Origin of the sequence: Pseudomonas helleri (assembly GCF_009600315.1) — a bacterium.
GTDB lineage: Bacteria > Pseudomonadota > Gammaproteobacteria > Pseudomonadales > Pseudomonadaceae > Aquipseudomonas > Aquipseudomonas helleri_A.
This window is the reverse complement of record NZ_WIWC01000027.1, coordinates 60,037-67,244: the sequence shown is the minus strand read 5'-3', so window position 1 is coordinate 67,244 and position 7,208 is coordinate 60,037. Positions and strand designations below refer to the sequence as shown.

The window sequence follows — 7,208 nt, the reverse complement described above, 5'->3', positions numbered from 1 at the left end:
GGTTACACCCACATCCTGGCCGCCGCAACGTCCAACGGCAAAAACATCCTGCCGCGCGTTGCTGCGCAGCTGGATGTGGATCAGATCTCCGAGATCGACTCGGTGGTCAGCGCTGATACCTTCACGCGCCCGATCTATGCCGGCAACGCCATTGCGACCGTGCAGTCCACTGCACCGGTCAAAGTGATCACCGTGCGTGCTACCGGTTTCGACCCGGTTGCAGCAGAAGGTGGCTCGGCCGCAGTTGAAGCGGTGAGCGCTGTTCACGATGCAGGGACTTCGTCGTTTGTGAGCGAGGCGTTGGTCAAATCGGACCGTCCTGAACTGACCGCCGCCAACATCGTCGTGTCCGGTGGTCGTGGTATGCAGAACGGTGACAACTTCAAATACCTCTATGCATTGGCAGACAAAATGGGCGCTGCGGTGGGAGCTTCCCGTGCGGCCGTGGACGCAGGCTTTGTCGCCAATGACATGCAGGTTGGCCAAACCGGAAAAATCGTAGCGCCACAGCTGTACATTGCGGTCGGTATCTCCGGCGCGATTCAACACTTGGCGGGTATGAAAGACTCCAAAGTGATCGTCGCGATCAACAAGGACGAAGAGGCAGCGATCTTCCAGGTGGCCGATTACGGTCTGGTTGCGGATTTGTTTGAAGCGGTGCCTGAGCTGGAGCGTGCAGTCTGATGCGGTCCAAGGGGGAGACGATTTTTGAAACAATGCTTTTGGTAGCCTGTGCTGTGCCTTCTTGAAGTGATGTGTACATTCCCGGGGGTGTAACCCAGTTGCACCCAATCACTTATTAAGAGAATGAGTTATGTCGGGAATAAATATAAAAACTGTCACTGCTGCCACTGTCTTGTCCCTGGCAGGCGTTGCCAATGCGGCGGTCCCGGACCCTTTGCATATAGCCGGTGACTATAAATGCACGGGCTTTGACAGCCATGACGGTTCATTCAACGGCGACCTGACGTTTACGCTTGATGACAAGGCCAGCCATTTCGAGAAGAGCTTTGGCGCCTATACGTTCAAACTGATTGTGGATCTGGGCGGCGAAAAAGCGACCTATAGCGGTTATGCCGCTGCTCAAGGCCAGTCGTTGTCGATGTTCTTTGCCAACGACAGCCTGGAGGCACCGACGGATCAGGGCACGGGTATCGCTGTGATCACCCACGATCAGGACAGTGCAGGCAAGTACATCACCACGTTGCATAAATCGTATTACCTGCCCGGCTACAAGGGCGGTGGACGGGGCACCGAGAGCTGCATTAAAACAAGCACATCTCACTAATGAAAAAGGCCCTGGAGGGTATCCAGGGCCTTTGAGTCACTACAGGATCAGCTGTAGCTATTAACCTTGACCAGCGTTGACCCGGTTTGAGCTTGTTTCCAGCTCAGGGACAGCGTTTGCAATACACGCTCAAGGTATTCTTTATCGGCGGCTGCCTTCTTGCCGACGTAGCCATGGCCACGGCGATACATTCTCAGACGGGCACGCATTTGCGGGTGTTGTTCTTCGAATCGGGTCTCTTCTTCACCGCAGGGCAGCGGATCCAGATGTACATCACCGGTTTCGTTGATCCACAGAATGTGATTGTCGAGCGAGTCTTTACGGGTGGCGAACAGTTTGGCCAGCGCATTAACAGACGGTTGATTATTCAGGTTCATAGCAAACTCCTTGACCACGCGTTGATCTGTCTAATTGATTCGCGCAACTGCACGTGCAGCGCTACGTAGTGTTAATCCAAAGCAGATCGGGTCTTGAGTTCGTCAATATGTAGCCGATTTAAAAGGCACTACATATACAGCGTAAAGCGAGGGAGAGCAGCGTGAACCAGGATGCCTGAGTGACATGACGCATCAGCCACAAGCTTCTTGAGGACGTTTCGCTAGCACCTCACGCCACTAAACGTGGACGATCAAGCCAGGTCAGCTTCATCAATTCTGCCTTGTGGGCAGTACCTATCCCGGAACAGCCCGACAGCTCGTCGAGCATGCTTGCAACAACCCTTTCCAGCGCTTCCGGTGGGGAAGACGTCTGCATAATGCGGCGCGGTAATCGGGTCGTCAAGACATATGTAGTGATTATTTCATGGCACTACATGTGTGACTTGGCAGTCTCTTTTCAGCCTTCCGGTCATCCGCTGCAACACGCCTCATTGGCCAAAACAGTCAGCCAGCTTGCGCGGTTTGACCATTGTGGCAATGGCCCTGCAAGGCGATTATCGGCGGGATGTTTCACGGCTCCCATCCTAAAAACAAAGACCGAGGGATTCTGTTGATGCGTGACTATCTGACCGCGATGAATGACTTCGAGTACCCGCGTACGGTCATGGATGCACTCCATGGCCAACTGACCGCGCTCAATGCGTGTGTTGAATGCTGCGACCGCCATGCCTTGCCCGGCCGAATCGCGCTGTTCTGGGAGGGCCGCGATGCCAGCAGCGCGACGTATTCCTTTACGGAGTTACAGGACAAAAGCGCCCGTTTTGCCAACTTTCTGCTGGCTCAAGGGGTCGGGCAGGGCGACAAGGTAGCGGGTTTACTGCCGCGAAATGTCGAGTTGTTGATTGTAGTGTTGGCCGCCTGGCGCATTGGTGCGATCTATCAGCCGTTATTCACCGCCTTTGGCCCTAAAGCCATTGAGCACCGACTGAACAGTTCTGGCGCGGCGCTGGTGATCACCGATGGGACGAATCGGTCCAAGTTGAGCGACGTCAGTGACTGTCCGCCTGTCGTCACCGTGGCGGGGGCTAAAGGGCAGGGTCTGGTGCGCGGGGATTTCAGTTTTTGGGCCGAACTGGACAATTATTCCCCGGTCTGCGAACCCGTGATGTTGACGGGCGAAGATCCTTTTCTGCTGATGTTCACTTCAGGCACAACCGGGCCTGCGAAACCGCTGCTGGTGCCCCTCAAAGCCATTGTGGCTTTCCAGAGCTATACCCGCGATGCGGTGGACTTGCGGCCCGAAGATGCGTTCTGGAATCTGGCCGATCCGGGCTGGGCCTACGGGATCTATTTCGGCATCACCGGGCCGTTGTCGATGGGGCACCCCATTACGTTTTACGACGGGCCGTTCACAGTCGAAAGTACCTGCCGGGTGATCAAAAAATACGCCATCACCAACCTCACCGGCTCACCCACGGCTTATCGTCTGCTGATTGCTGCCGGGGAGGCGTTCTCAAGCAAGATCAAAGGTCAACTGCGCGCGGTCAGCAGCGCAGGCGAACCGCTGAACCCGGAAGTGATCCGCTGGTTTGCCGAGCAGCTCAACGTCACCATTCATGACCACTACGGCCAGACCGAAGTCGGCATGGTGCTGTGTAATCACCACGGGCTTGCACACCCGGTGCACAGAGGGGCCGCAGGATTTGCCTCGCCGGGCCACCGGATTGTGGTGCTCGATGACAACCATCAGGAACTGCCGGTCGGTCAGCCGGGTATTTTGGCCGTTGATCGCAGCCAGTCGCCGATGTGTTGGTTTGATGGCTATCTGGGATTCAAAACCAAGGCTTTCGTCGGCAATTATTACTTGAGCGGTGACACCGTGGAGCTGAATGCGGATGGCAGCATCAGCTTTGTCGGGCGCAGCGATGATGTGATTACCACGTCCGGTTATCGCGTCGGCCCCTTCGATGTAGAAAGCGCCTTGCTTGAGCACCCGGCGGTGATAGAAGCCGCTGTGGTGGGCAAGCCGGATGCCGAGCGTACCGAGTTGGTCAAAGCGTTCGTGGTGCTCGGTTCGCACTACCCTGGCGACGCCCAGTTGGCTGAAACCTTGCGCTTGCACGTGCGCCAACGACTGGCGGCCCATGCCTATCCACGAGAAATCGAATTTGTCAGCGAATTGCCGAAAACACCGAGCGGCAAATTGCAGCGTTTCATTTTGCGCAATCAGGAAATCGCCAAGGCTGAAATGGCCGCAAGCGCCAAAAACATTGCCTGATAATTTTTAATGACGTAGTTCAGGACATTCCATGCAGATTGAAAACAAGGTTTTTATCGTCACTGGCGGTGCTTCGGGGCTGGGGGCCGCCACCGCTCACATGCTGGTGAACGCCGGTGCCAAGGTGATGCTGGTTGATATGAATGCCGACGCCGTAGCGGCGCAAGCGCGCACTCTGGGTGTGCAGGCCAGCAGTGTGGTGGCTGACATTAGCCAAAGTGAAGCGGCGCACGCCGCAGTAGCAGCGAGCGTCGCGCAGTTTGGTGGGGTTAACGGGCTAATTAATTGCGCAGGGATTGTGCGGGGCGAAAAGATCCTCGGCAAAAATGGCCCCCATGGCTTGGACAGCTTCAGTCAGGTGATTAACGTTAACCTGATCGGCAGTTTCAACATGTTGCGTCTGGCGGCTGCCGCGATGGCTGAAACCCCGGCCGACGCCGAAGGCGAGCGCGGTGTGATTATCAACACGGCGTCTGTTGCCGCGTTTGATGGCCAGATAGGGCAGGCGGCCTATGCCGCCTCCAAGGGCGCCATTGCCAGCCTGACATTACCGGCGGCGCGAGAACTGGCCCGCTACGGTATTCGAGTCATGACTATCGCTCCGGGTATTTTTGAAACGCCGATGATGGCGGGCATGACCCCTGAAGTGCGCGAGTCTCTGGCCGCTGGCGTGCCGTTTCCTCCGCGTTTGGGCAAGCCCGCCGAGTATGCCTCGCTGGTGCGCCATATTATTGAAAACAGCATGCTCAATGGCGAGGTGATCCGTCTCGACGGTGCCTTGCGCATGGCGGCCAAATAAGGAGTGAGCAATGACTGTCAGCAATGACCCGATTGTGATTGTGAGCGTTGCTCGTACGCCAATGGGCGGCTTTCAAGGTGAGTTGAAAGGTCTGACTGCCCCGCAACTGGGCGCTGTCGCAATTCGTGCCGCGGTTGAGCGCGCCGGTGTGGCGCTTGATGGGGTTGAAGAAGTGTTGTTCGGCTGTGTGTTGTCTGCCGGTCTTGGTCAGGCGCCTGCCCGGCAAGCAGCCTTGGGGGCAGGGCTGGATAAGGGCACTCGTTGCACCACGCTGAACAAGATGTGTGGCTCGGGCATGGAGGCCACCATTCTGGCCCATGACCGGCTATTGGCAGGCAGTGTCGAGGTGGTGGTCGCAGGGGGCATGGAAAGCATGTCCAATGCGCCATATCTGCTCGACCGCGCACGCAGTGGCTACCGCATGGGCCATGGCCGGGTGCTGGACCATATGTTTCTGGACGGTCTGGAAGACGCCTATGACCGTGGTCGCTTGATGGGCACCTTTGCTGAAGATTGCGCTCAAGCCCATGGTTTTTCACGTGAGGCCCAGGATGCCTTTGCCGTGGCATCGCTGACCCGTGCCCAGCAGGCAATCAGGGACGGGCGTTTCAGCGATGAGATCGTGCCGGTGCCGGTCACTGTCGGCAAGGAATCACGCCAGATCATCGATGACGAACAACCGCCAAAGGCCAACCTTGCAAAAATTCCGACCCTCAAACCCGCTTTCCGCGAGGGCGGCACGGTGACCGCCGCCAATTCCAGTTCCATTTCCGATGGCGCCGCAGCGTTGCTGTTGATGCGCCGCTCACACGCGCAAACGCTGGGCCTGCAACCCTTGGCGGTGATTCACGGCCATGCGGCTTTTGCCGATGAGCCGGGACTATTTCCGACGGCCCCCGTGGGTGCAATCAAACGTTTGATGAGCAAGACCGGCTGGAACCTGAGCGAGGTTGATCTGTTTGAAATCAACGAAGCGTTTGCGGTGGTCAGTCTGGTCACCATGAGCGAACTGGACATCCCTCACAGCAAGGTCAACATCCACGGTGGGGCTTGTGCGTTGGGGCATCCCATTGGAGCCTCGGGCGCGCGAATTCTAGTCACGCTGATTTCGGCGCTGCGCAAACACAAGCTCAAACGGGGTGTTGCCGCGATCTGCATTGGCGGCGGCGAGGCCACGGCCATCGCCGTGGAGTGTCTGTAAGTCCTTATGGCTTCGCGCCAGAACGTTGCAAACCTTTGACGGTTATGGCTAGTTGAGCGACTGCTCGCTGGAGCGGATCTATACGGTATTCGGCGCAGGTTCACCTCGCGCAATCTTTGAATCGAGGACGATTTCGATGAGCTACGAAAGCATTTTGTTGGACATTCACGGGCATGTCGGCCTGATTACCCTGAACCGGCCGCAGGCCTTGAACGCCCTCAATGCGCAGTTGGTCAGTGAAGTGAATCACGCGCTGGATGAACTGGAGGCCGATAGCTCGATTGGTTGTATCGTCATCACCGGTTCCAAAAAAGCCTTTGCGGCGGGCGCCGACATCAAGGAAATGGCGGACCTGACGTACCCGCAAATCTATTTGGAAGACCTGTTTTCAGACAGTGATCGCGTGGCAAGCCGGCGTAAGCCCATCATTGCTGCGGTGGCCGGATTTGCCTTGGGTGGCGGCTGTGAGTTGGCGATGATGTGCGATTTCATTTTGGCCGGTGACAACGCCAAATTTGGTCAGCCTGAAATCAATCTTGGCGTACTGCCCGGCATGGGCGGCACCCAGCGTCTGACCCGTGCCGTGGGCAAGGCCAAGGCGATGGAAATGTGCTTGAGCGGACGTTTGATCGGTGCTGAAGAGGCTGAGCGCTCTGGTCTGGTGGCGCGAGTGGTGCCGGTTGATGAGTTGCTGGACGAGGCACTGAAAGTGGCAGCGTTGATTGCCAAGAAATCCTTGCCGGTGTTGATGCTGACCAAGGAAAGCGTCAACCGTGCGTTTGAAGTCAGCTTGTCTGAAGGCGTTCGTTTTGAGCGCCGGGTGTTCCATTCGCTGTTTGCGACCCAGGATCAGAAAGAAGGCATGGCCGCGTTCGTCGGTAAGCGTGAGGCTGAGTTCAAAAACCAGTGAGTGTGCGCGACAGGCAGGATTAGCGACTGCTGTGCAGTCGGACGTAGCCTCGCGGAGCTCGTCAACTGCTACGGATCGTGGCCGCGATTGGGGATTTTTGATCTGGCTTTTGATCTTTGGGCCCCGTTAAACCACGCTGGCCGCAGGCGGGTATTGCGCAGTGGGTAACCCGGCAGGACGCCGGGTTAGCCGCGACACGGCCATGGATGGCCGATCGCGGCGTGCCCACGGAGCAATGCCTGCGTGCGGGTATGCCGAGCCACGGCGAGGCGCCGAGTGGAGGGGCCGGGACCTTTTGGTTCCTTTTGGGTCCTTCTAAAAGGGACGCGCCGTAAGGGCGCAACCCTGAGTGGCC

Annotated in this window: 8 protein-coding genes; 6 read left to right on the top strand and 2 right to left on the bottom strand. The window is 57.4% G+C overall.

Features of this window, described 5'->3' with window-relative positions:
* A partial coding sequence (locus GHN86_RS16005; RefSeq protein WP_153386918.1) for an electron transfer flavoprotein subunit alpha/FixB family protein occupies positions 1-684 on the top strand: 684 nt, incomplete at its 5' end.
* 130 nt (positions 685-814) lie between these two features.
* The gene (locus GHN86_RS16000; RefSeq protein ID WP_153380447.1) at positions 815-1,288 is read left to right on the top strand and encodes a hypothetical protein; all 474 of its coding nucleotides are present in this window, start codon (positions 815-817) and stop codon (positions 1,286-1,288) included.
* Positions 1,289-1,335: 47 nt separating this feature from the next.
* Here the strand turns inward: GHN86_RS16000 and GHN86_RS15995 are convergent, their stop codons facing one another.
* Both GHN86_RS15995 and GHN86_RS15990 read right to left on the bottom strand, forming a co-directional pair.
* Positions 1,336-1,665, bottom strand: coding sequence for a hypothetical protein (locus GHN86_RS15995; RefSeq protein WP_153380445.1), 330 nt, complete (start codon positions 1,663-1,665; stop codon positions 1,336-1,338).
* Between the two features lie 229 nt (positions 1,666-1,894).
* Positions 1,895-2,041 (bottom strand): hypothetical protein, encoded by a 147-nt coding sequence (locus GHN86_RS15990; RefSeq protein WP_153380443.1) that lies wholly within the window; start codon positions 2,039-2,041, stop codon positions 1,895-1,897.
* A gap of 237 nt (positions 2,042-2,278) precedes the next feature.
* Here GHN86_RS15990 and GHN86_RS15985 point away from each other — a divergent pair, with 237 nt between their 5' ends.
* The 4 genes from GHN86_RS15985 to GHN86_RS15970 all read left to right on the top strand — a co-directional run bounded on the left by GHN86_RS15985 (position 2,279) and on the right by GHN86_RS15970 (position 6,853).
* The gene (locus tag GHN86_RS15985) at positions 2,279-3,943 is read left to right on the top strand and encodes an AMP-binding protein (RefSeq protein ID WP_153380441.1); all 1,665 of its coding nucleotides are present in this window, start codon (positions 2,279-2,281) and stop codon (positions 3,941-3,943) included.
* Between the two features lie 31 nt (positions 3,944-3,974).
* Positions 3,975-4,742 carry an SDR family NAD(P)-dependent oxidoreductase gene (locus GHN86_RS15980; RefSeq protein ID WP_153386916.1) on the top strand — a complete coding sequence of 256 codons (768 nt, stop codon included), beginning with the start codon at positions 3,975-3,977 and terminating at the stop codon, positions 4,740-4,742.
* Between the two features lie 10 nt (positions 4,743-4,752).
* Positions 4,753-5,943 (top strand): acetyl-CoA C-acyltransferase, encoded by a 1,191-nt coding sequence (locus GHN86_RS15975; protein WP_153380437.1) that lies wholly within the window; start codon positions 4,753-4,755, stop codon positions 5,941-5,943.
* 136 nt (positions 5,944-6,079) lie between these two features.
* Positions 6,080-6,853 carry an enoyl-CoA hydratase gene (locus tag GHN86_RS15970; RefSeq protein WP_153380435.1) on the top strand — a complete coding sequence of 258 codons (774 nt, stop codon included), beginning with the start codon at positions 6,080-6,082 and terminating at the stop codon, positions 6,851-6,853.
* The last annotated feature ends 355 nt before the right edge of the window (positions 6,854-7,208 follow it).